This is a genomic window from Reichenbachiella agariperforans (assembly GCF_900142205.1).
Lineage (GTDB): Bacteria > Bacteroidota > Bacteroidia > Cytophagales > Cyclobacteriaceae > Reichenbachiella > Reichenbachiella agariperforans.
This window is the reverse complement of record NZ_FRAA01000003.1, coordinates 66,426-90,436: the sequence shown is the minus strand read 5'-3', so window position 1 is coordinate 90,436 and position 24,011 is coordinate 66,426. Positions and strand designations below refer to the sequence as shown.

The following is a 24,011-nucleotide window of genomic DNA, read 5'->3' as shown; positions in this document are numbered from 1 at the left end:
AGCCTATAATACAAAAGAAAAGCCACTCTTCGGAGTGGCTTTTCAAATTGGATAGTCTGTAAGGGCGGCAGACTATCGCCTCTAATTAAAAAACAATTACTAATTACTTTCTTAGTTTCTTAGCGATCGCTAGTGTGTCTTTCACTTTTGCAGTGACTGCTGCATAGTCAAAGTTTCCACTTGCGTCTTTTGAGAATAGTTTCGATCCCATACCTACACAGTGCACGCCTGCATCGAACCATCCTTTCATGTTTTCTTCTGTAGGCTCCACACCACCTGTCGGCATGATGCTAGACCATGAGAATGGGCCTTTGACAGCTGCTACGAACGATGGACCGCCTACTTGAGAGCCAGGGAAGATTTTGACTACTTCGGCACCCAGTTCTTCTGCATAAGAAATCTCTGTCAATGAGCCACATCCTGGTGACCAAGAGATCTTTCTTCTATTACACGTTTTTGCCATCTCTGGATTCAAAATAGGAGATACGACAAAGTTGGCGCCTAACTGGATGTAAAGTGAAGTAGTACCAGCATCTACTACAGATCCGATCCCGAGGATCATTTCTGGGGTTTCTTTAGCAGCGAATTTGTTCAGTTCGCCGAAAACTTCGTGGGCATAATCCCCTCTATTGGTGAATTCGAATACTCTCGCACCACCGTCATAGCATGCTTTCAATATCTGTTTGCACACTTCGAGATCTTTGTGATAGAATACAGGTACTACACCTGTTTCTTTCATTTTCAACGCAACGTCTATTCTTGTAAATCGTGCCATTTTCTTAATTCCAGTTTAATATTTTATTAAAATCATATTGTTCGGGATTGTCTACATACGTTCCCAGTTTTTCATAATCCTTCTCTTTGATGAAGTGAAGGTTTTTGAAGCTCAATTTAGAGATTTCTGCATCTATGTCTACGAGACGTGGAGGGATTACGCCATCTCCATTTTCGAATTCAGACAGATACATAGGTGTGATGTCTCCTCTTGAGTTGGTGGTGACGATACATCCGCTGATGCCTTCGTCGTATAATTTTTTGACCCCAATCGCTAATAAGGTACACAGTGTAAGATCATAGCCAATCGGACGACAACATCTCAGTTCATAACCTAATTCGATCGGTCGACTTTTCATTTCCAACCCCAATTCTTTGAGTTTCTCTTGTACGAGAACGTTGAATATGTTGGACTTGCTGACATTGCCTAGCTCTGGGTGACCGTGAGCATCATAGGTGAAAAGAATGCCTGAATCTTTGAGCTCCTGCTCATCGATGATATGAAATACGCCTTCACTGACCAATGCCACACCATAATCGATCCCCATGATCATACGTTTGAGCATGGACGAAATAATGAGTGTGACCACTTTTTCTAGTGTTGCTTTCGTTTTGTTAAACATCTCAGGGATGATCAACATAGGAAAGTGACATGCCGATGCGATACCAAAAGCCAAATGTCCGGCAGATCTCCCCATGGCAGACATGATGAACCAGTTGTTGCTCGTGATCGCGTCCTCATAGATCGTATTACCGATTTTAACGCCCTCGTCCTTTGCAGAGTGAAACCCGAACGTTGGATTCCTGTCTGGAAGAGGGAGGTCATTGTCAATGGTTTTTGGGACATGGATATTGGCAACATCCACGTTATTTTCTTTTAGATACTTGGAGAGTCTATTGGCTGTACTGGCTGTGTCATCACCACCGATAGTTACCAATAAGCTCACGTTTTCTTCCACAAAAAGACGTGTATTAAAATCCTCCTGTTTAGGTTTGAATCTACTCATGAGTAGGGTAGATCCACCTCTGCTAAATATCCTGTCTGCGTAGTAGAAGTCAAACTCTACTGTTCGAGGATTAGGAGAAAGTAGCCCTTTGTAGCCTTCATGGATGCCCAATACGCGATATCCATCTGCCATGAATATCTTGGCAACTGTGCTGATGACGGTATTGATTCCTGGTGCGGGACCTCCTCCGCAGATGATGGCTACTGTTTTCTGTGTCATATTAGGTGTGGGGTGAAAAAATGGGGGGCTGGATTCTGTACCGAAGTACTATGCAATCAAACACCAGCCCCCATCTAGGAGATATTATCTAGCGACTCTGCCTGAGGCATCGCCACCCATTAGTTTTTCTACTTCGTCTACAGTGACTAAGTTAGCGTCACCTTTGATCGTGTGTTTCAAGCATGATGCAGCTACCGCAAAATCAAGTGCGTTTTGATCATCTTCTGGGTATTTCAACAATCCGTAGATCAATCCACCCATGAATGAGTCACCACCACCTACTCTATCCACGATATCTGTGATTTGATACTGACGTGTCTCTAGCATGGTTTTGCCATCATACAATACGCCCGCCCATGTGTTGTGTGATGCAGAGATCGAACCTCTGAGCGTAGTGATTACTTTCTTTGCTTTCGGGAATTTCTCCATCATTTGTTGACATACAGATAGGAAAGCTTCCGCCTTGACGTTGTGTCCTTCTGTCTGTACAGATACGCCTTCTGGCTTGATGCCAAAGTGCATTTCTGCATCTTCTTCGTTTCCGAGGATGACATCACAGTATGAAGTCAACTCTGTCATGATAGACTCACGGTCTCCACCGTACTTCCATAATTTTGCTCTGTAGTTAAGGTCAGTAGAGATGGTGATCCCCATTTCGCTTGCTACTTTGACGGCTTCTAGACATGCATCTGCTGCTCCTTGAGAAATAGCAGGAGTGATTCCTGTCCAGTGGAACCACTCTGCTCCATCAAACACTTCCTTCCAATCGATCATGCCTGCAGTGATTTCAGACATAGATGAATGCGCTCTATCATAGACTACCTTGCTTCCTCTACTGACTGCACCAGTCTCTAGGAAGTAGATGCCTAATCGGTCGCCACCGAATACAATTTTGTCGGTGTTTACACCTCTTTTACGCATTTCCATCAATGCGCACTCGCCGATATCATTCTTTGGTAATCTTGTTACGAAATCAACAGGTACTCCGTAGTTGGCCAATGAGACAGCCACGTTAGATTCACCACCACCATAGACTACATCGAAAGAATTGGCTTGAGAAAATCTCAAAAATCCTTGTGGTGCTAGTCTTAGCATTATCTCTCCGAATGTTACAACTTTTTTCATAATATTAAATGTTTTCAAATTACCGTGTTCGAACACGGTGGCCCTCCTAAAAAAGCCCTTCGATTGAAGGGTGATTGCATCGTGTACGAACACGAATGTTCACAAATGTAATATTATTTGAGGATGCTCCAAATTATTTCAATCTTTTTTTTCATCTTTGGCTCAATGAAAAGAATTACCATCAAGGAAATCGCCAGACAAGCTGGCGTGTCTGTGGGGACGGTCGATCGCGTGTTGCACAAAAGAGGAGAGGTGGCAGAGGCTACTAAAGATTTAGTACTCAAAATTGCCAAAGAAGGGAACTACACTACTAATGTATTTGCGCGTAATCTGAAGCTCAATAAGGTGTATCAAATCGCTGTAATACTACCCTTGGACAATGATTATTGGAAGACTCAACGCCAAGGGATCGAACAGTCTGCTGAAGAGTATGAGTCGCTAGGGATGGTGCTTAAGTTTTACCCCTTTGATAGAAGTAACCAAGGGTCTTTTTTGACTAAAGCGGCCATGGCTATTGATGGTGAGCCTGATGCAGTGATTTTAGCTCCCTTGATGGAAGAGGAAGCTACCGATATCTGTGGGCGATTGAAGTCTAAGGCTATTCCGTTCGTTTTTGTGGATTCTAACTTGGAAGAGGTTGCACCATTGGCCTTCATAGGTCAGGATTCTGTGCAGAGTGGCTATCTAGCTGCTCGATTGCTCAATTATGGTTATGGTGAAGGACATGATGCATGGATTTTGAAATATACGGATTTTGATAGCCTCAACAAGACGATTGATGAACGTATCGATGGGTTTCGTCAGTACTATGTGGATCAAGGTTGGAATGCTGGACGGATCCATGAGATCAATGTAGAGAATCAAGTAAAGCTGACAGAGGTTTTGAATTCCATCAAAGGAGAGGGGATGCACTTGTTTGTGCCTAATTCTCGATCCTATCAGATCGTATCGATGATAGATGAATCCAATCTTGCGCGTAAAAAACGTATTGTAGGGTATGATTTAGTCAAAGAGAATATTGCGCCACTGGAAAACGGTCATGTGGATTTTATTATAGATCAAAATCCGAATCTACAGGGCAATCTAAGTGTTCAGGTGCTGTATAAACAACTCATCGCAAATGCTCCCATCAAGCAGTATCAATACATGCCGCTGGAGGTGGTTTCTAAGGAAAACTTGCGCTTTGCTAATTCCTACAGGGAGGAACCAGAAGAGGTGGTGGGTTGAAAAAAGTTGACATCTCCCACTAGGGAGAGTCAATAGCTGATTATACTAAGATCAAGTAGAGCATTACTGGCAATACTTTCAACAAAATGGTATAGAATAGAATAGATTTCTTTAACATTTTCATAGCTGTGTTATTTGATTATTTCTATACGAAATTGTTTAATTCTAAGATTAAAATAAATACGGGATTCACGTATTTATAGGAATAGGTATTTTTCTTAGGTATTGATTTACGATGCTCTTAGATGTCAGGAGTCTACTATATCTACTTTGGGATAGACTCAATAGCCTTACTTTCTTGATTACTTCACTACCTTTGCATTATGATCGCACAAAGACCCATAACGGATTGGTTGCCCATCACCAGAAAGGAAGTTCTCGAACGGGGCTGGGATGAGCTAGATGTAGTAATCGTCTCAGGAGATGCCTATGTGGATCACCCGTCATTCGGTGGTGCGGTAATTGGACGGATTATCGAGAGTGAGGGCTACAAAGTTGGGATCATTCCTCAGCCTAATTGGCAGGATGATTTGCGCGATTTTAAGAAATTTGGGAAGCCTAAGATGTTTTTTGGCGTGACCTCTGGCTGTATGGACTCTATGGTGAATCACTATACAGCCAACAAACGCAAGCGATCCAATGACGCCTATACCCCAGGTGGGGAAGCAGGCTTTCGTCCAGACTATGCGACGATTACTTATTCTAACATCCTGAAGAAGCTATATCCTGACGTACCGATCGTCATCGGTGGAGTGGAAGCGAGTTTGCGTCGTGTGACACATTATGATTATTGGTCGGACAAGCTCATGCCGTCTGTTCTTGTGGATAGTAAAGCCGATATGCTGGTTTATGGCATGGGCGAGCAGCCTTTGCGTGATCTTCTTAGATTGCTGGGCAAGGGAGTACCTTTTGATCAACTGAAGACCATACCACAAACCAGTGTTTTGACAGATCGGAAAGAGGATTTGCCAGAGGTGGATTGGAAAACGATCATGCTCAATAGTCACGAAAAGTGTCTGCGAGACAAAAAGTCTTACGCTTCGAATTTTAAACATGTAGAGCAGGAGTCCAACAAGCTTAACGCCAATAGAATCGTGCAGGATGCTGATGACTACCATGTCATTATCAACCCACCTTATTATACGATGACAGAGACTGAAATTGATCAGTCGTTTGATTTACCCTATACACGTCTGCCGCATCCAAAATATAAGAAGCGTGGGCCGATACCAGCATATGAGATGATCAAGTTCTCGATCAATATGCATAGAGGATGTTTTGGAGGATGTAGCTTTTGTACGATATCAGCCCATCAGGGCAAATTCATAGCCAGTAGGTCGAAGGAGTCGGTGATGAAGGAAGTAGATCAGGTGACTTCTATGCCTGATTTCAAGGGGTATATTTCAGATTTAGGTGGACCATCTGCCAATATGTATGGGCTAAAGGGTAAAGTGCAAGAGATCTGTGACCGATGCGTGAGTCCGTCCTGTATACATCCTGTGATCTGTAGCAACTTGGATACGGACCATAGTTCTATGACAGAGTTGTACAAAAAAGTAGATGCGCACCCGAAGGTTAAAAAGGCATTTGTGGGCAGTGGGATTCGCTACGATCTGTTGGTGGAGAGTTATAATAAAAATGCCAACAACAGCATCGATGAGTACATGGAGCAACTGGTGACGCGTCACGTATCCGGCCGATTGAAAGTCGCCCCAGAGCATACAGCAGATGATACGCTTCGTGTGATGCGAAAACCGTCTTTTAAGCATTTCCATGACTTCAAAAAGAAATATGATTTCTACAACAAGAAGAATGGACTGAATCAACCTTTGATTCCCTATTTTATTTCCAGCCACCCAGGATGCAAGGAAGAGGATATGGCTAACCTAGCGGCAGAGACCAAAGACATGGGCTTTATGCTAGAGCAGGTGCAGGATTTCACGCCTACGCCGATGACTGTCGCTACAGTGATCTATTATTCGGGTTTTCACCCGTATACGATGGAGCGGATGTACGTACCTAAGACAGAGAAAGAAAAGCGTGCACAGCACATGTTCTTTTTCTGGCATAAAAAAGAGTATCAGCAGCGGATCAAGGACAAACTAATCAACAAGAACAGACGCGATTTGGTAGAAAAGTTACTTGGAGGCAGGATTGTTCGTGATGTACTAGAAAAACAACCTTTCGTAGAGAAGGCTCACCAGAATAGCAACGGGAAAAAAGCTTTCAGTGCAAAGAGTAAGGCTTTTAGAAAGAAAAGGAGGCGCTAGTCTCTTTCTATCATGTAAATACGAGGTGATGGGCGAACTCTAATTAAATTGCTCTCCAGCATAACCTTTCTCCACTGCATATTTGATCAGTGAGGCGATATTCTTTTGATTCAGCTTGGTCATGAGGTTTTTTCGATGGGTGTCGACAGTGTGTGTACTGATAAATAGTTTTTCAGCGATCTCGTTGGTCGTCAATCCATCCGCTAACAGTCTCACCACGTCACGTTCTCTGTCCGTAAGGTAGGCTGGGCCTACGTGCCCTTTGGTTTTGAGGCTTTCCATGATGGTATCTTTAACCTCCGCGCTAAAGTGCTGTTCGCCTGCATGAACTGCTTTGATAGCAGTGATCAATTCGTCTTTTGGCGTATTCTTGAGTACATAGCCGTGCGCACCTATTTCTATTAGATTACGGATGAATTCTGGCTTGTTGTACATGGATAGGATAAGAACTTTAGTCAAAGGGTAGTTTTTTCTGATCAGTTTGGTCGTTTCCAATCCGTCAAGTTCAGGCATATTGATGTCGAGTAGCACTACATTGACCGCTTGCGTCTGTAGTTGGTCAATTACTTCATTTCCGTTATGAGCATGACCTACGATATGGATACTGTTTTCATTGGATAAGAGGGCTTTTAGACCCTCTACTATGACTTGATGGTCGTCTGCGATCAATATATTTATCATGCTGCTAGCGGTATTTGAATAGTGATAGTAGTGCCGTGACCTGGAGTAGAATCAATAAATACCGAACCAGCGATTTGGTTCAGGTTTCGCTCTATTTCTTTCAGTCCGATACCGTTTCCTCTGATAAAGTTAACCTGTCTTGGGTCAAATCCAATACCATTATCTTCCACGGTCAGGATTAATTCTTGATCGTTACGATTGAGTTGAACAGTGATTTGACTTGCATAAGCATGGGTGAGCGTGTTGGTAATGAGTTCTTGGATCATGCGGAATAGTCGTAGGTTCAGTTCATGGCTTAGCGTTTTGTCCAAACCATGAAAGTAGATGCCCAGTTTGATTTTTCCTTCCTGTTCTAAAGTATGCTTGATATGTTTTAAAGACTTCATGATGTTGAATTCTGACAATTCTTTGTCAGACATGCCATAGGCTAGTTGGCGGGTGTCATTGACCACCTGATCCAGTAGAAGATGCCCTTGTACGTAGGGGTTGGAATTCAGAATTTCAGGATGGGGGAGCGAACCAAATTGCATTTTGGCTGCTACGATTTTGTTTCCAATGTTTTCGTGGAGTTCATGTATGATCTTTTTTCTCTCCGAGTCATTGTCCAACAGTAAATCATTCATGGTTTCTGTTTCTATTTTTTGAAACTGTTTGCTCACATAATATTTGTAGATATCTTGTTTGAGAGATAAGATGATTGTGTTGTGTTTCTTGTTTTGAATGTAGTAGATGCATAAAATCACAATTATGCCAAAAACTATTATGAGTATTGGGACCGCCATGGTTTTCCTGTCAATTTTTCTACCAAAAAATTAGCACTTATTGCCAGTGATTGTAATCCCTTTATTCAGGTATATTGAGGCTTTTGTGACTTGCTTTTAGTAGTATCGATAGAGATAGTGCGCTTTTGTTATGCGTGCAGCTTATTTTTAGTGGGTTGAAGAGGTTTTTTCTGGGGTAGTGATTTTATCAAATTGTTTATTATTTAACACATTATCTACGTAGTTTTTTTTTCAAACTCATATCTTCGCATTCCAAATGATAGAAAATAACACGAACCCAATGTGATTTTAGCTGTATGCTGAATTTTTTAAAAACATAAATAATCAGTGATGATAATAGGGGTATTAAAATGTACTGAAGAAAATCTGGTAGGATTAGTACCAAAAGTGGTGTCTAAATATACCAAAGGAGACTATGAGGTACTCGTGGAAAGTGGAGCAGGTGCAGCATCTAACTACTCTGACGATATGTACGAGGAGGTAGGGGCTAAAATAGCACCTAGAGCGGAAGTGTTGGCACAGGCTGATATTTTGCTTACATCTACCGGTATAGAGGTAGATGAACTATCAAAGACCAAGCAGTCTGCCATAATAGTGGGTAAGTTTAACGGTCGTGTGGAATCGGAACTATTGACTGCTTTGAAACAGGCGGAAGCCAAAGCGTTTAGTTTGGATCTATTGCCACGTTCGTCTATTGCTCAGTCTATGGATGTGCTGTCTTCTTTGGCGTCTTTGTCGGGATACAAAGCGGTCGTCTTGGCTGCAGATCATTTTGGTGGGTATTTGCCTATGATGACGACTTCTGCGGGGACAATTCCTCCAGCGAAGGTAATGGTATTGGGGGCTGGTGTTGCTGGACTACAGGCGATTGCTACTGCAAAACGACTGGGTGCAATGGTAGAAGCCTTTGACGTGAGGTCAGCGGTAAAAGAAGAGGTGGAAAGCCTCGGTGCTAAGTTTATCGAGGTAGAAGGAGCAGCAGAAAGTGCCTCTGCAGGAGGTTATGCCATAGAGCAGTCCGAAGAGTACATTGCGAAACAAAAGGAGTTGATCCATCAGACAGCCATGAAGGCTGATATTGTGATCACCACGGCGAACATACCTGGTAGAAAGGCTCCGTTACTGATCGAAGAGAAAACTGTTAGAGCGATGAAAGCTGGTAGTGTTATCGTAGATATGGCAACAGCCAGTGGAGGTAATGTAGCCCTCGCGCAGGATAACCAAACGGTGGAGGTAGAAGGGGTCAAAATTATCGGTGACACCAAACTATATAACCAGATGGGGCCTCAGTCTAGTTTAGTCTATAGTAACAATATTTTCAATTTCCTGACCTTTATGTTCAAAGAGGGAGCGGAAAACATCCCATTCGAAAACGAGATCATAGCGAATACGCTGCTCAAGGTTGAGCAAGACGAGGCGGTTTCAGCTTAAGTTTATCACGTAACACCTAATTATTATGCTAGAAATTTTAGATTATCTAAGTGATAATGTATTGACCATTAATTTATGGATCATTACGATATACCTCGGTTTTGAGGTCATCTCCAAGGTTCCAACTGTACTCCATACACCACTCATGTCTGGCTCCAATGCCATCTCTGGTATCGTCATCATCGGTGCGATCATTCTGGTCAGGCAATCAGCCAACGACGATTATGTTTCGCTGGTGATCGGTAGTGTAGGTATTGTGCTTGCGACCATTAATGTAGTAGGGGGGCACGCAGTGACCAACCGTATGTTGGACATGTTTAAGAAAAAATCATAATGCAGTATATCAATTTATTATACATCCTCTCGACGGTTCTATTGATCATCGGGTTGAGAAGAATGAGCAGTCCAGCATCAGCTGCTAAAGGTAACCTGATTGCAGCAGCAGGTATGGGATTGGCGACTATTGTAGCGATGTTTGATCCGATAGCTGGAGATCAAGGCAACTATGCATGGATCATCGTTGCGTTAGCGATTGGTACAGTTGTAGGCTTGGTCTTCTCTAAGAAAGTCGCCATGACAGCTATACCAGAGTTGGTTTCGTTATTCAACGGATTTGGTGGAGCCTGTGCCGTAGCAATCTCTATCATAGAAGTGTACAAGTTCGGTGAAACCAGTAGTATAGGTGCACGTGCGACTACTTATATGGCTTTGTTCATAGGTGGCGTGGCTTTTACAGGTTCGTTGATTGCTTATGGCAAATTGAGTGGAAAGGTTAAGGACTGGAAAAGTGGGATTTCGTCATATTTTAACCTCATCTGGTTGGCACTATGTCTAGGACTAATCATCTATGAAGTAGTAGCGATGGGTCAGATTGAATATCTACCTATGGCTATTTTAGTGGTGTCGTTGATCTATGGATTTACTTTTGTGTTGCCTATCGGAGGAGCAGATATGCCTGTGGTGATTTCCTTGCTCAATGCCTTCACCGGTATTGCAGCAGCTTTGGCGGGTATCGTCTACAGCAATATGGTGATGCTTTTAGGTGGGATACTCGTCGGGTCATCAGGTACGATCCTTACTGTACTGATGTGTAATGCCATGAATCGTTCGTTAATCAATGTGATCATCGGAGGGTTTGGTAGCTCAGCTGCTACCGCTGGAGCTGGCCCAGAAGGGGATGTTAAAGAAGCTACTGCCAATGATACTGCCATCATGATGCGCTATGCTACCAATGTGATGATCATTCCTGGGTACGGGATGGCCGTAGCACAAGCACAGAAAGCTTGTAAAGAACTCGATAAGAGTCTTACCGAACGAGGCGTGAATGTTAATTACGCGATCCATCCTGTGGCGGGTCGTATGCCAGGTCATATGAATGTACTACTAGCCGAGGCGGATGTGCCATACAACAAACTTATCGATATGGATGATGCTAACAATATGTTCGGAGATACAGATGTATGTTTGGTGGTAGGGGCTAATGATGTGGTCAACCCATCAGCTCTCGATGATCCAAGTAGTCCGATCTACGGTATGCCTGTTTTGGAAATCCTAAAGAGTAAAAATGTAGTCGTGCTAAAAAGAAGTATGAACAAGGGATATTCGGGGATTGAAAACCCATTGTTCTTTCATGAGAGAACTAAAATGCTCTTTGGAGATGCAAAAGCTACAATTGAGACATTGAATAACGAAGTAAAATCTATGGATTAATCATCCAAACGAGAATGAATTTATTAAAAGCACCATGCGTTAGCATGGTGCTTTTTTTGTTTTATAGAATAGGTCAGGGTATTTGACAAGTCTCAAACCATCTAATGTCTGTGGGAATTGTTCTACACATTGGGTAGTTGGACATACGGATTCAACAACTAAGTAGCCCTAAAATGCCTTTTTGATCTATTTGAGAGCGATTGGTAGGATTGGTATGTTCTTTTCAATAGATATGGTATAACTAAAAAAACAAAACCATGTTTAGACTAGCAATTGTATTTTTTATCGTAGCTATCATCGCAGCAGTATTTGGTTTCGGTGGGATAGCAGTAGCAGCAGCAGGTGCTGCTAAAATAGTATTTTTTATAGCCCTAGTATTTCTCGCGATTTCATTATTGGCAGGGATACTTCGAGGACGTTAGATAGATATAGATAAAGACAGTCATTCAACAATGGCTGTCTTTATCGTATGTATCATTTACCTAGATTTTAATCAAACACCAAGCATGAAACTGAATAAACTACTTACTACGCTAACATTTCTCACACTTTTCACCACATTGTATACTCAGGCACAGCCACAGACAGGAATCAAGGCAGGTTTGAATTTTAGTAATCTGATGGAAGGTGATGTCAATGATGAAAATGTTAGACTGGGATTTCACGCTGGAATTTATTCTCAAGTCAAACTAAGAGGGCCGGTGTTTTTGATGCCAGAGCTGACTTTTAGTACTAAGGGGAATTCAGTCATATATGATGTACTTGGCGCAGAGGGTAAAACCGATTTTAATCTCTATTACATAGACATGCCTTTATTAGCCGGCGTACGTTTGGGAGAAGTTCTGGAACTACATCTAGGGCCATACATGAGTTATATGTTAGGAGCTAATATAAAGACGGAGGGTGACCTAGGTGAGGATGAAGACGAACTTAATCGAAAAGATTTACAAACTTTTGATTATGGGATTTCTGGTGGTTTAGCGTTCAATTTCGATGATTTTGGTGTAGGAGCGCGTTACAATTGGGGACGCGCACGTGTTGCCAAGCGTGATGCGGCAGAGTTTTTGTTAGGTGATGCTAAAAATTCGGTAGGACAAATATACTTGAGGTATAGATTGTCGAAATAATTACCGAAATTGATCACACCAACTTGATATACTCCTATGAATAAGAAACGCTCTCGCATTGTATTTTCCATTTATTTTTTCGTTGTTATTCCTGGCTTGTTCATACTCGCAGAGAATAATATAGGGTATTTCATCGACCGGCAGTTGAGCAAGCAGAATGTAGTGGCTGAGTCAACTGGAGCTGACTTTGACCTGTGGTCTCGGTCTGTGTCTATCGACAAAGTGAAGCTTACCAACCCTATGTTGGGTCAGGTCACCTGTACTAACCTTCGCATTTCTAAAATAGGTTTGGTAAGTCTACTCGTCTCGGGTGGATTTCATGCTCAATCTATTGCCGTTGATTCTTTGTTTATAGATATAGATGTGCTGGCAGATACTCTCCCGATTGATACCATGTCCGCGAGCAAGCGTAAGGTGACGTTCGGTGTAGGGCGATTGGATATAGGGTATGGTATGTTGGATTTTATAGATCAAGACTCTAGTCGATTGACATTTGGCTTTCATGTAGATTCGTTGCAGTATGATTCTAAGGTAGGTGCTAGTCAAGGGTCCGTTGTGATTCGTAAGGCGGTCTTCGATTTGGCGAAAGATTTCTCGACTATTCGAGCTGATTCTATTGCGATGAACCTAGATCAAGGCGTATTTAGTGGTAATACTATCGCCTGGGAGTCAAATCTTACTCGTAGAGAGTTTTCCAAGAAGTTTCCTTATCAAAAAGGGCAATTTCATTTAGTAATCCCCTCTTTTACGATGAATGGATTTAGTCTACAGGCCTTGCACGATGATGCCAAAGGCATCAAGTGTCAGCGAATGGTTGTGGATACTTTTAATTTGAAATCCTACAAAGACAAGCGCCAGCCTTTTCCTGACCGAGCTAATATTCCTTTGTTAGCAGATATGATTAAATCTGTTCCAGTCAAGTTCGGCGTAGATACGCTGCAGTTGGTCAATGCTTATATTCAGCATCAGGAGAGTTTTCCCGGAGCGAGTCTACCAGGTTCTGTTTCGTTTGCAAGGCTCTATGCCACATTCTACAATGTGTCTTCGGCTAATGATGACACGATGATCCTAGATGCACAGGCTACTGTGTTGGGGGAGGGGAAACTCAAAGCGCATTTTGAACTTAACCCATCACCAAAATCCAGCCATGTTTCGGGTACCTTGTCGCCTATGAGCCTTACCCGTGCCAATCAGATGACTATCGCTGCAGCTGGTCTTGATGTGGAGAAGGGAATGCTTAAGCACATGGATTTTAATTTTGACTATGATAATGACCGTTCTACGGGTAAGATGAATATGCACTATGATGATTTATCATTTCAAATTATCGACCCAGACACAGGAGAACAGAATGCAAAACAAGGGATAACGACTCTAATCGCCAATACCTTCATCGTGAAGGATAGCAATCTGCCAGACAAGAATAACTATCGTGTAGGGTCGATTTCTTTCGCTAGAGATAAGAAAAAGGCAGTATTTGGCTACTGGTGGCGGTCAGTACTCTCTGGAATCAAAACATCTGTAGGTGTTGATAAGGAGTTGAGTTAAGTAGTCTCTTTCCTTGAACAGTACTCATTTCTTTATGTGAAGGATTTCATATACCTGATCTAGTCCCTCATGACTATCTGACAAAATCATCAAAATATCTTTAGCCTCTAGGAGCGTCGTGCCACTAGGTGTGATGAATTGGTTGTTACGACTGATCATAGCGATAATCGTAGATTTCGGAAATTGAATGTCAACTATTTTTTTACCCACTACATAGCCATTATGTGGGATTTCTATTTCTGCCATGGCTGTTTTGGCATCCTCTGATAGGAGCAGGTCTACTGGAGATTTACTCTTTTCTTTTTGTGGAAGTGCTACACTGAGCCATTTAGCGACTATAGGCAGAGAGGTTCCTTGGATGATGACAGAAGTCAATGAGATGAAAAAGACCGTATTGAATATCATGTCTGCTTTGTCGATCCCAGCGAGCAATGGATAAGTCGCAAATACAATGGGAACCGCTCCCCTTAATCCTACCCAAGAGATGTAAAACCTTCTCCGGGGCTTCATTTTGAAAGGAATTAAACTCAGGAATACACTAATAGGGCGCGCAATCAATATCAAAAAAAGCGAGATGAGTATCCCCACGCCGACAAAGGGTAGCACGTGACTAGGGTATACCAGTAGTCCCAGTGTCAAGAATAGAATGATCTGCATGAGCCATGCCAGCCCGTCGAATAGTTTGAGAATCGTTTTTTTGTGGATGATGTTTTGGTTACCGAGGTAGACTGCTGCGAGATAGACCGCTAAAAAACCATTGCCACCGATCGCATCAGTGGCAGAGAAGGTGATGAACATGAGCGCGATGACTAGTACAGGGTATAGCCCTTCGAACCCCAGTTCGATTTTGTTGATGATGAATTTGTTGACTTTGCCGAACAAAAAACCACAAAGCCCCCCGAGGATCATTTGTTGTAGAAACAGTGGAATGATGGACAGTATGCCTAGGTCTTGGTTGATCACTAAACCTAAAAAAGCAATGGTGAGTACATAGGCCATCGGATCATTACTACCGCTCTCTAGTTCGAGGGTAGGTCGCAAGTTGTTTTTGAGCGCAAGATTTTTGGATCTCAGGATGGAAAATACAGCTGCCGCATCTGTCGACGATACGATAGCACCTAGCAAAAGCCCTTCGTAGATTGTCAAGTCAGTGATGAGCCAGATGAAGGAGCCCATGAGCGTGGCAGTGAACAGCACACCGACAGTGGATAAGCTGATGCCCTGCCAGAGGATGGGCTTGATCGACTGCCAGTTGGTTTCCAATCCCCCTGAGAAGAGAATGAAGTTCAACGAGACGATTCCTATAAACTGTGCGATCTGTGGATCATCAAATTCGATACCCAAACCATCTGTCCCAGCGAGCATCCCTACGACCAAAAATAGTATCAAAGTTGGAATCCCGTACTTGTAAGAAGTCTTTCCAGCTAAAACACTGGCTAGTAGCAGTAAAGAACCTGTCAGTAGGATGTTTTCGATGGTGATATCCATTTGGGCTGTGCTCGTGATTTAAAAGTAAATTTAGACACCTTTTTCTAATGGCGCTTAGATGTGCGATTTTATTGGTCAGTGCTGGAGTTAAAACTATGGGCTTTAGTGCATCTCGCTTTAGCTTCTACCAACCCCAATAGGATACTAGTATTTAGATAAAAATTCGATACTTTTTTGTCTAGAATCTAGTGTCGAGCGATCTAAGGTTTTGATTCGGAATGTAGAGAATTTCATTCTTTCCTAAACCACTATGGTGCTTTCAGCCCATAGTGGTTTAGGAAAATGGACAACTTGGAATTAACTTAAAGTCTTTTACTTCACACCAAACTCATAGATCGTTTTGGTCTGGTAGGTCTGACCTGGTTCCAAAACTGTAGTCGGGAAGGCTACTTGGTTAGGAGAATCAGGGTAGTGCTGGGTCTCCAAACAAAGACCTGTTCTGTACTGATACGCTACGGCTGATTTTCCTGTTAGTGAGCCATCGAGGAAGTTGCCGCTGTAGAATTGTATGGCAGGCTCCATGGTGTAGATTTTCATCAATCTACCAGACTGTGGGTGGTAGAGGCTACCACCATACTTCATCTGATCTGTCGTGTCTTTGTATACCCAACAGTGATCATAACCCTGCCCATATAATAGCTGTTGGTTTTCGTGATCTATGCGGTCACCGATCACCGCAGGGGTTTGAAAATCAAACGGAGTAGCAGCTACAGGTCTTAACTCTCCCGTCGGGATCAGGGTGCTATCTACTGGTAGAAATGAATCAGCAGGTAGCTCTAGTACATGATCTAGGATCGTATTGCTAGCCTCTCCAGACAAGTTAAAGTATGAATGATTGGTCAGGTTCACAACGGTTGTCTTGTCTGTTGTCGCTTTATACTCCATCACGATCTGATTTTCATTGTTGAGCGTATAGGTGACTTCAGTGGTTAGATTACCAGGGTAGCCTTCTTCCATATCTGGGCTAGTTCTAGTCAGTACTATACCTACCGCATTTTCATTTTCAAAACTTTTCGCTTCCCAGAGTACCTTATCAAACCCTTTAATACCTCCGTGTAGATGGTTGTTCCCATCATTTGTGGCAAGTTGATAGCTGTCTGTACCAAGCGTGAATTGACCATTAGCGATACGATTGCCGTACCGGCCAATCACTGCTCCGAAATATGGAGCCTCAGCGATATAATGCTCTACTTCATTGAATCCCAAGACAATATCTGCCATGTCACCTTCTTTATCTGCAACAATGAGTGAAGTGATGACTCCACCAAAGTCGGTGATGGAGACAGCTGTGCCTTGTCTATTTTTGAGTGTGTATAACGTTGTTTCCTGTCCGTCTGGAAGTGTTCCAAATTTGGACTCGTTGATAGAAACGCTGTTGGTCGCTTCCTCTTGGGGTTGGCTAGCGGTGCATCCCCATATAGATAGGGATGCGACCAATATGATTATATTTATTTTCATTTTAATGTTTTGTTTGTGGTTTACCAGAATACCCCATAAAGGAATACTACTATGACGATAATCCCTATCGCGCCGACATTGAATCCAACGTTGGTGGTGAACAGCGTCTTAGCATTCTCTACTTTTAGCGCCTTAGGGTCCTCTATGTCGATCTTGAAATTCGTGTAGAAGATGATTCCTAGCATCAGCAGGAGTACGCCCATCATCAAGATAGATTCTACACCCAAATGGCTCAGTGATATGCTAAAGATAGCTCCTGCGATTAGACATAGGATACCTAGCGCCATGAGGATATAGGAGCTTTTGATGGATAATTTTTGTACATCACTATCAGCAGCGGGTGATTTGACTTTGATCCCTTTGTCTAAGAAACTAATGACAGAAGCCACTGTACATAGAATCATAAATACATAGCCCATTCTCATGATGAATGGAATCTCAGGCATAGACAGTTTGATGATGATCCCGATAGGTATGGTGATGATGGTCGTCCATAGTGCAGCTTTAGAAGTCATTTGCTTCCAGAACAGTCCCATGGCAAATACCACTACAACACCTGGGTAAATGAACCCTGTGTACTCCTGAATGTATTGGAATACCTGATCTAGATTGCTCAGCATCGGTGCGACTGAGATAGCGATCACGAGTGCCACTACAGCAGCCATTCTACCTACCAATACGAGTTTCTTGTTAGAAGCCTCTTTGTTGAAGAATTCCTTGTAGATATCCATCGTGAAGATGGTCGACGTACTATTGATCATAGATGCGAGTGAGGAAACAATCGCTGCGGCCAGTGCAGCAAATGCTAGTCCTCTAATCCCAGTAGGGACGAAGTTCTTGAGCAACCAAGGATAAGCTTCATCGGACTTGCCGATGATACCGATGGCTTCTACGGGTTTGCCGATGATGACTGACAACTCTTCGGGCGTGAAATGGTTGACGAGTACATAAGCTGTAATACCTGGGATAACCACCAATAGCGGTACGATGATTTTGAGATACCCTGCGAATATCAATCCTTTCTTAGCCTCATTGATTGATTTGGCAGCTAGTCCTTTTTGGATGATATACTGGTTGAAACCCCAGTAGCCAAGATTGGTGAGCCACATAGCTCCAAAGATGACTGCTACACCAGGTAGATCGTTGAACGTGTCCTTGAATCCTCCAGATCCATCAGGAACCATGGAAGAACCGCGCGCTATGACCATATGAAAATGGTGAGAGGTCTTATCGAAGATCACACCAAAACCATCGATCACACTACCTGCACCGACTGCATCGAGCGCCAAGAATGTAGTGAATAATCCACCGATGACGAGGAAGACAACCTGAATCACATCGGTCCAAGCCACGGAAGACATACCGCCGTAGATGGAGTAAATACCTGAGAATACGAGCAGTCCTACGATTCCGTAGATCAGCGGTACGCCGATGATATTTTCTAGTGCCAATGCACCGAGGTAACTGACAGAGGTCAAGTTGACGAATACATAGACGAGCAGCCAAAATATGGCGAAGAAGGAGCTTACCGATCGGTTGAATCGCTGGTTGATGAACTGTGGCATGGTGTAGATTTTCTTCTCGAGGAAAATCGGGAGGAAATACTTGGCTACTACGATGAGTGTTACAGCAGCGAGCCATTCATAAGCCGCAATCGCTAATCCTATCGCATAGCCTGACCCAGACATGGCGATGAAGTGCTCGGCGGAAATGTTAGCCGCGATCAGCGAAGCACCGACAGCCCACCATGTAAGCGAGTTACCTGCTAGGAAGTATTCGTTGGCAGTTTTTTCCTGCCCTTTTTTTGGTTTAGAAACCCAAAGCCCTAGGCCAATGATGACCAGACAGTAGATCCCAAAGACGATATAGTCTAATGTAGAAAATCCCATTTTGAATTGATTTAGTCTTTTATATTTTAATCCTGCTCAGATGCAATAAAGAGCTTTCACTACATCTGCTGTTAGATGCCAGTGACGTGTGTAGACATCTTTCGATCCAAATATAGATAAAAAACATTAAGTGTAATATATACACTTAATAAAAAACACATACTTATAAAATGATAGGGGTGTGATGATGAATGAGGGGCTAGCGAAGCATTAACCAATCAGCAAGTCGCTGACTCCAACTGGAGAGGTGTGGTTGATTCAAGGCGAAACCATAGCCATGACCGCCAGATGGGTAGAGGTGCATTTCCGTGGGAACCTGATGAGTACGGAGGGCTTTGTACATCTGTAGGCTATTTTCGATAGGTACAGCTTCATCATTCTGACTGTGAACGATGAATGTCGGAGGCGTGTCAGCAGTGACTTGGAGTTCGCTGGAGTACTCTGCAATGAGTGCTGGAGTGGGGTTCTCTCCTAGGAGGTTGGTGCGTGAGCCCATGTGGGTGTAGTCTGTTTTCATCGTGATGACGGGGTATATCAGTGCCATGAAGTCTGGTCGAGTCTCTTCGTCATAGTGAGTGCCTAACGTGGCGGCCAAGTGGCCTCCTGCTGAAAAGCCCATCACGCCGACTTGATCGGTATCGATATTCCATTTAGTGGCATTTTGACGAATTAATTTCATACCCTGTTTGGCATCCATGATAGGGGACAGGTGAGGCGTGATGTTGGAGTCATCTTCTGGTAGTCGATACTTTAGAACGATCCCAGCTATTCCGTAACCATTGAGCCATTTGGCAAAATCAGTACCTTCTTTGTCGTAGGCTAAAATGCCATACCCACCTCCTGGACAGATCAGTACGGCTTTGCCTGTAGCACTACTTTTGGTAGGGAGGTATACTTCGATGCTGGGGTTTCGGACTTGTCTGATCCGTTTGGTGTCGGTGATTTCAGATTCTTCTGTCAGTTTTGACTTTCGTTCGTTTGGCACTTGGTCAGGCCAAAGAGGTAGAATTTGGTTTTGTCCATGCATAGGTAGTGCAAACATAAGTAATAGGATGGCGGAGGATAATGGTTTTAGGGTCATACTAGGTTTTTTTGGTGTGTTCGGTGTTTGGATTTTGGACGAACTGAGTCGGTGACATCCCGAACTCATTTTTGAAGGCTCGTGTAAACGAATTGGGTAGATCATAGCCTACCATGTAGCCTACTTGGGAGACGTTGATTTTGTCTTGGGCTAGTAGCTGTTTGGCACGAGTGAGTCTAAAGGTCTTGAGTAACTCGACTGGCTTTTTGCCTGTAAGTTGCTTGACTTTTCGGATGAAATGCATGTGGCTCATGTTGACCATTTCGCACAGTTTTCCTACATCGAACTGGGTATCAGATACGTTTTCTTCGAGGAGCTGTGAGAGTTTGTCGAGGAACTCCTCGTCTACGGAAGTGACTTTGATATCCTTGGGTTTGAACTTGAGGTTATCGGCGTATTTTTCTTTGAGCTTTTCTCGGGATATGATTAGGTTTTGGACACGGGCGAGCAGTAGATCTGGCTCGAAAGGTTTGACGATATAAGAGTCTGCACCTGATTCATAACCTTTGATGCGTTTGCTATCCATAGCCAGGGCAGTGAGTAAAATCACGGGCAGGTGACTGGTCGTGCTATCCGATTTGATAGATTCGCAGAGTGTGATGCCGTCGATTTTGGGCATCATGATGTCGCTAATAATGAGATCGACGTATTCCCTACTTAGCACCTCTTGTCCTTGCGCTCCGTTGCTGGCAGAGAGTATATTGTACTGCGGAGTTAGCAGTGATTTGATGAAGGATAGCATATCAACATTATCCTCTACCACCAGTATAGTTTGTTTCGTACTGTCTTTTGTTTGCGTGTTTTCGAGGTTGAGACTGAGTTCATTTTCTACACTGTATGTCTCAGTAGGGTGTGTGTAGTTGGATACAAAATTCTTGTCAACTGGAGTGGTTAGGTCGGAGGTTTGTGCTTCTAGGTTCTCAGGAATGTACACGGTGAATTTGGTGCCTTGATTAGGCTCACTTTCTACTTTGATATTTCCTTTGTGTGCATCGATTAGGTCTTTGATATAGGATAGTCCTATGCCGCTATTTTCTTCTTTTTGGAATTGCTCTACATTGTTGTGTCCGACTGAGAATCGTTCGAAAATCGTATTCATGACTTCTTGATCCAGCCCTGTTCCGTTGTCTTCGACTACTAGTCTGATAAACTCCAAATCGGTGTCCTTCATCAGGTACTTTTCGGCTTGTAGGATGCTTACTTTAATTTGTCCTTTTCGAGGGGTGTGCTTGAAGGCATTGGAGATCAGGTTAAATAGTACTTTTTCTACTTTGTCTTGATCGTATTGGATACTGAGTTTTGAGAAGTCGGAGTGAAATTGAAGATTGATCTCTCTGTCCAAAGCTTGATTGGTAAACAGGTTTTTGATCCCCTCGGCAAAAGATACGATATCATTTTCGGTAAGTACCAAGTCAAGGTTTCCGGCCTCTATTCTTCGGATTTCGAGGAGCTGGTTGATGAGTTTTTGTAGTCTGAGTGCATTTTTTTTGATCAGGTCGTAGTAGTTGCGCTCAGTGGCATTAGCAGGAGCATCCTTACTGAGTTTGTCTATTGGTCCTAGGATCAAGCTAAGTGGCGTTCTAAATTCATGAGTGATATTGGTAAAGAACTTGACCTTGGCATTTGAGAGCTCTTCGATTTTTTGTACTGCTGTTTCGAGTGAGTCTTTTTGCTTTTGCACTTCGATGTTTCGAGATTCTAGTTCCGTATTAGCGGATTGGAGTGAGCCATTTAGCTTTTCTAGAATCTCTTGCTTTTTCATGATCACATAAATGAAATAACCAATGACCAATAATAGTGACCCAATCAAGATGATAAACCAGGGTTGTTTCCAAACGGGTGGGAGTACTGTAAACTGGACGGTCGCAGGTGTAGCATCTATGTTACCTTCAGTATCCATAGCCCGTACTTTGAAGGTGTAGTCTCCATTGGTGAGTCCTAAAAATGTGTGGTTGCTCTGGCTACTGAACTTGGACCAAGGTTCGTCATTGATCTGGTAGGAGTAGCTTAGATTATCCGCACTGACTTTATTGAAAAAATGACGTCCAGTCCAAAAAATGGAAGTATTACCAGTGTTGTCTACTGTCTCCGCAAAGACTGTTATCTCTGTTTGTGGAGCGATGGTGTCTTTGATAAAGCGGTAGGTATTGAATTTACTTTTGATTGCGATATCGGGTTTTTTACCCGTGTAGACGCGTCGTTTCCATTCTCGTAGTGATCTACTGATCCATACTTCGTCAAACTGGTTGGTCTTGATCGTACCTCCCTCGTAGGATAGTGTGAGTTTTTCGGGAAAGATGTGGTTGGTCCAGACTCGCCCATTGAAGTAACTGATGTCTTTGTCAGTGGCTAGCCATACTTCATCCCCGTTTTGGCTGGTGCAGACACTGATGATGTTGTTGCTCATCAGTCCGTTGTTCATGGAGTAGTTTGTCCATTGCTCATTTTCATAGATATATAGACCGTGCTGTCTGGATCCGACGTATAGTGTGCCCTTGTCGTCATGCTGTACATCGTTGACGAAATCATTGAGATCAGGTATGTCGAGGTATTTCCATGAAATCTTGTCAAAATAGCAGAGTCCTGTGCCTCCGATCCAAATTCTATTGTCAGCAGACTGTGTTATACCATAGGCATTGAGTTGGTTAAGCCCGTTGGTTCGACCTTTGTGATAGATGATCTTTCTGTATTGGCTGTGTGGGTTGACGATTTGGACTAGGCCACCAGACTGCCCACGGTCTAGATAGACATCAGAACTACCCCCTAGCCACATAGATCCGTCTTTGGACTCGAAGACCGCTCGGTAGTCGACTCCCCATGACAAGGAGTCAAACTGCATTTTGATCCACTGCTTATCTTCTAATAGACTCGCGGCGGCTATACCCTCGTCACTCCCTATTGCCCAGATATAATTTTCCGAATCTGCATAGAGACTAACTGGATTGTCAATTAGTCCATGACGCATCGTGAACTTGCTCCATTGTCCACCTTGATTGGTGATTACATTTCCTTCGAAATCTAAGAACCAAGTGTCCCCATTGTCTGTCGTACATTGGTAGTTGAGTCCAAGGTAGGTGAGCCATCGATCCTGTGATAAATCCACTCGTGTGACGGAGGCTTTGTTTTCGTAGATCCAGAGTTTGGAATTGCCTGGAGAATGAATTTTGATGTGACCATGTGGGATTTTGTAAGTCTCTGAGTTGTATTTGTGCCAGGTGCCGTCAGTATCTAGGCTATAGAGATTACCGATACCACTGATCCATATTTTACCATCTTCGGTTTCTAGGATGTTTTCTGAGTATTCGTCATCTCCGAATTGTTTGCCATAAGGGACGGGCCTCCACTGGTTGTTAGAAAACTTGAGTGCTGGCACTTTGTTGGACTTGTTGATGATCCATATATCACCCTTAGAGCTTTCCATGATGTGGTGCTCATAACCCAAATCGATATTGTAATAATTACTGAGTAGGCCGTAGCTGGTGAGTTGCTGATTGGCGATTTCTTTTTCAGAAAACATCATGATGTCTCCCTTTTCATCTTCTAGATGGTGTGTGATGGATATCCAGAGTTCTCCTTTGGTAACTTCAAAAATGTCTGATATGTTGTCGAATTTTTGATCTAAGAGTAGAGGGCTTGGGATTTGCAGATAAGCGAGTGCTGCGTCCTGTTGTTTTAGAGCCGTGATGTTAAGGGTGTTGCTGAGGAAGATCGGTTTCTGCTCGGTGATTAAGATTACTCCTAGGTTGGTAGCACAGATGATGCGGCCACTTTGGAGTTGTTTGATAACTTTGAATTGAAGGTTGACTGCTGCTGGGAGGCGAAACACGGAGGCCCATTGCTCATTTACCAGCTTGTAGAGACCTTCTTTGGTGGCGGCATAGACTTGATCATTCTTGTCCAAAAACATTTTTTGCACAGCTGTTCCTTTGATGCCATCAGAGGCGGTAAAGTACTTCCAGTTATAGCCATCGTAGCGTGCTACCCCCGAGTCCAGTCCGAACCATATCACTTCACTTTTCATGTCAGAGGTAATACTACGGACTCCCTTGTTATCTAACTCTGGAAAAAATGCATAACGCCAAGCCTCCTGCATAGGATCAGCAACCTGAGGCTGAAAGGTGTCTACGGCATATACACCACCACATATACTGAGAAGAAGGGTAATTAGCGTTAGCTTAATTTTCATACAATGCA

At 43.2% G+C, this 24,011-nt stretch carries 18 protein-coding genes; 8 read left to right on the top strand and 10 right to left on the bottom strand.

The window, feature by feature from the left end; all coding sequences use genetic code 11:
• Positions 1-103 precede the first annotated feature (103 nt).
• From BUB99_RS09670 to BUB99_RS09660, 3 genes are all read right to left on the bottom strand, one after another.
• Positions 104-775 carry a bifunctional 4-hydroxy-2-oxoglutarate aldolase/2-dehydro-3-deoxy-phosphogluconate aldolase gene (locus BUB99_RS09670; protein WP_073121966.1) on the bottom strand — a complete coding sequence of 224 codons (672 nt, stop codon included), beginning with the start codon at positions 773-775 and terminating at the stop codon, positions 104-106.
• 4 nt (positions 776-779) lie between these two features.
• Positions 780-2,000 carry a 6-phosphofructokinase gene (locus BUB99_RS09665; protein WP_073121964.1) on the bottom strand — a complete coding sequence of 407 codons (1,221 nt, stop codon included), beginning with the start codon at positions 1,998-2,000 and terminating at the stop codon, positions 780-782.
• Positions 2,001-2,084: 84 nt separating this feature from the next.
• Positions 2,085-3,125, bottom strand: a complete 1,041-nt coding sequence (locus BUB99_RS09660) for a sugar kinase (RefSeq protein ID WP_073121962.1) — start codon at positions 3,123-3,125, stop codon at positions 2,085-2,087.
• 165 nt (positions 3,126-3,290) lie between these two features.
• Between BUB99_RS09660 and BUB99_RS09655 the strand changes: the two genes are divergently transcribed.
• Positions 3,291-4,352 carry a LacI family DNA-binding transcriptional regulator gene (locus tag BUB99_RS09655; protein WP_170863771.1) on the top strand — a complete coding sequence of 354 codons (1,062 nt, stop codon included), beginning with the start codon at positions 3,291-3,293 and terminating at the stop codon, positions 4,350-4,352.
• A gap of 326 nt (positions 4,353-4,678) precedes the next feature.
• Positions 4,679-6,622, top strand: coding sequence for a YgiQ family radical SAM protein (locus tag BUB99_RS09650; protein ID WP_073122523.1), 1,944 nt, complete (start codon positions 4,679-4,681; stop codon positions 6,620-6,622).
• A 39-nt stretch (positions 6,623-6,661) separates the two neighbouring features.
• On the opposite strand, the gene BUB99_RS09645 is transcribed toward BUB99_RS09650, so the two are convergent.
• Positions 6,662-7,303, bottom strand: a complete 642-nt coding sequence (locus BUB99_RS09645) for a response regulator transcription factor (RefSeq protein ID WP_073121958.1) — start codon at positions 7,301-7,303, stop codon at positions 6,662-6,664.
• Positions 7,300-7,926, bottom strand: a complete 627-nt coding sequence (locus BUB99_RS09640; protein WP_158584248.1) for a sensor histidine kinase — start codon at positions 7,924-7,926, stop codon at positions 7,300-7,302. Before BUB99_RS09640 ends, BUB99_RS09645 begins: the two co-directional genes overlap by 4 nt.
• A gap of 489 nt (positions 7,927-8,415) precedes the next feature.
• Here BUB99_RS09640 and BUB99_RS09635 point away from each other — a divergent pair, with 489 nt between their 5' ends.
• The 6 genes from BUB99_RS09635 to BUB99_RS09610 all read left to right on the top strand — a co-directional run bounded on the left by BUB99_RS09635 (position 8,416) and on the right by BUB99_RS09610 (position 13,901).
• Positions 8,416-9,516 (top strand): NAD(P) transhydrogenase subunit alpha, encoded by a 1,101-nt coding sequence (locus BUB99_RS09635; RefSeq protein WP_073121954.1) that lies wholly within the window; start codon positions 8,416-8,418, stop codon positions 9,514-9,516.
• Between the two features lie 25 nt (positions 9,517-9,541).
• On the top strand, positions 9,542-9,850 hold the full coding sequence (locus BUB99_RS09630) for an NAD(P) transhydrogenase subunit alpha (RefSeq protein WP_073121952.1): 309 nt from the start codon (positions 9,542-9,544) through the stop codon (positions 9,848-9,850).
• Positions 9,850-11,226 (top strand): NAD(P)(+) transhydrogenase (Re/Si-specific) subunit beta, encoded by a 1,377-nt coding sequence (locus BUB99_RS09625; RefSeq protein WP_317041714.1) that lies wholly within the window; start codon positions 9,850-9,852, stop codon positions 11,224-11,226. Before BUB99_RS09630 ends, BUB99_RS09625 begins: the two co-directional genes overlap by 1 nt.
• Before the next feature lie 257 nt (positions 11,227-11,483).
• Positions 11,484-11,648, top strand: a complete 165-nt coding sequence (locus tag BUB99_RS09620; protein WP_073121948.1) for a DUF1328 domain-containing protein — start codon at positions 11,484-11,486, stop codon at positions 11,646-11,648.
• Positions 11,649-11,732: 84 nt separating this feature from the next.
• Positions 11,733-12,353, top strand: coding sequence for a porin family protein (locus BUB99_RS09615; RefSeq protein ID WP_073121946.1), 621 nt, complete (start codon positions 11,733-11,735; stop codon positions 12,351-12,353).
• 36 nt (positions 12,354-12,389) lie between these two features.
• Entirely contained in the window at positions 12,390-13,901 is a 1,512-nt protein-coding gene (locus tag BUB99_RS09610) for a DUF748 domain-containing protein (protein WP_073121944.1), read from the top strand.
• Between the two features lie 24 nt (positions 13,902-13,925).
• Here the strand turns inward: BUB99_RS09610 and BUB99_RS09605 are convergent, their stop codons facing one another.
• The 5 genes from BUB99_RS09605 to BUB99_RS09585 all read right to left on the bottom strand — a co-directional run bounded on the left by BUB99_RS09605 (position 13,926) and on the right by BUB99_RS09585 (position 24,003).
• Positions 13,926-15,389: a potassium/proton antiporter gene (locus tag BUB99_RS09605; RefSeq protein ID WP_073121942.1), complete on the bottom strand. Its 1,464-nt coding sequence runs from the start codon at positions 15,387-15,389 to the stop codon at positions 13,926-13,928.
• Between the two features lie 312 nt (positions 15,390-15,701).
• Positions 15,702-16,847, bottom strand: a complete 1,146-nt coding sequence (locus tag BUB99_RS09600; protein ID WP_073121940.1) for an aldose epimerase family protein — start codon at positions 16,845-16,847, stop codon at positions 15,702-15,704.
• 20 nt (positions 16,848-16,867) lie between these two features.
• Positions 16,868-18,736 carry a sodium:solute symporter family transporter gene (locus tag BUB99_RS09595; protein ID WP_073121938.1) on the bottom strand — a complete coding sequence of 623 codons (1,869 nt, stop codon included), beginning with the start codon at positions 18,734-18,736 and terminating at the stop codon, positions 16,868-16,870.
• Positions 18,737-18,935: 199 nt separating this feature from the next.
• Positions 18,936-19,817: an alpha/beta hydrolase gene (locus BUB99_RS09590; RefSeq protein WP_073121936.1), complete on the bottom strand. Its 882-nt coding sequence runs from the start codon at positions 19,815-19,817 to the stop codon at positions 18,936-18,938.
• A 1-nt stretch (position 19,818) separates the two neighbouring features.
• Positions 19,819-24,003 carry a hybrid sensor histidine kinase/response regulator transcription factor gene (locus BUB99_RS09585; protein WP_073121934.1) on the bottom strand — a complete coding sequence of 1,395 codons (4,185 nt, stop codon included), beginning with the start codon at positions 24,001-24,003 and terminating at the stop codon, positions 19,819-19,821.
• Positions 24,004-24,011: the final 8 nt, after the last annotated feature.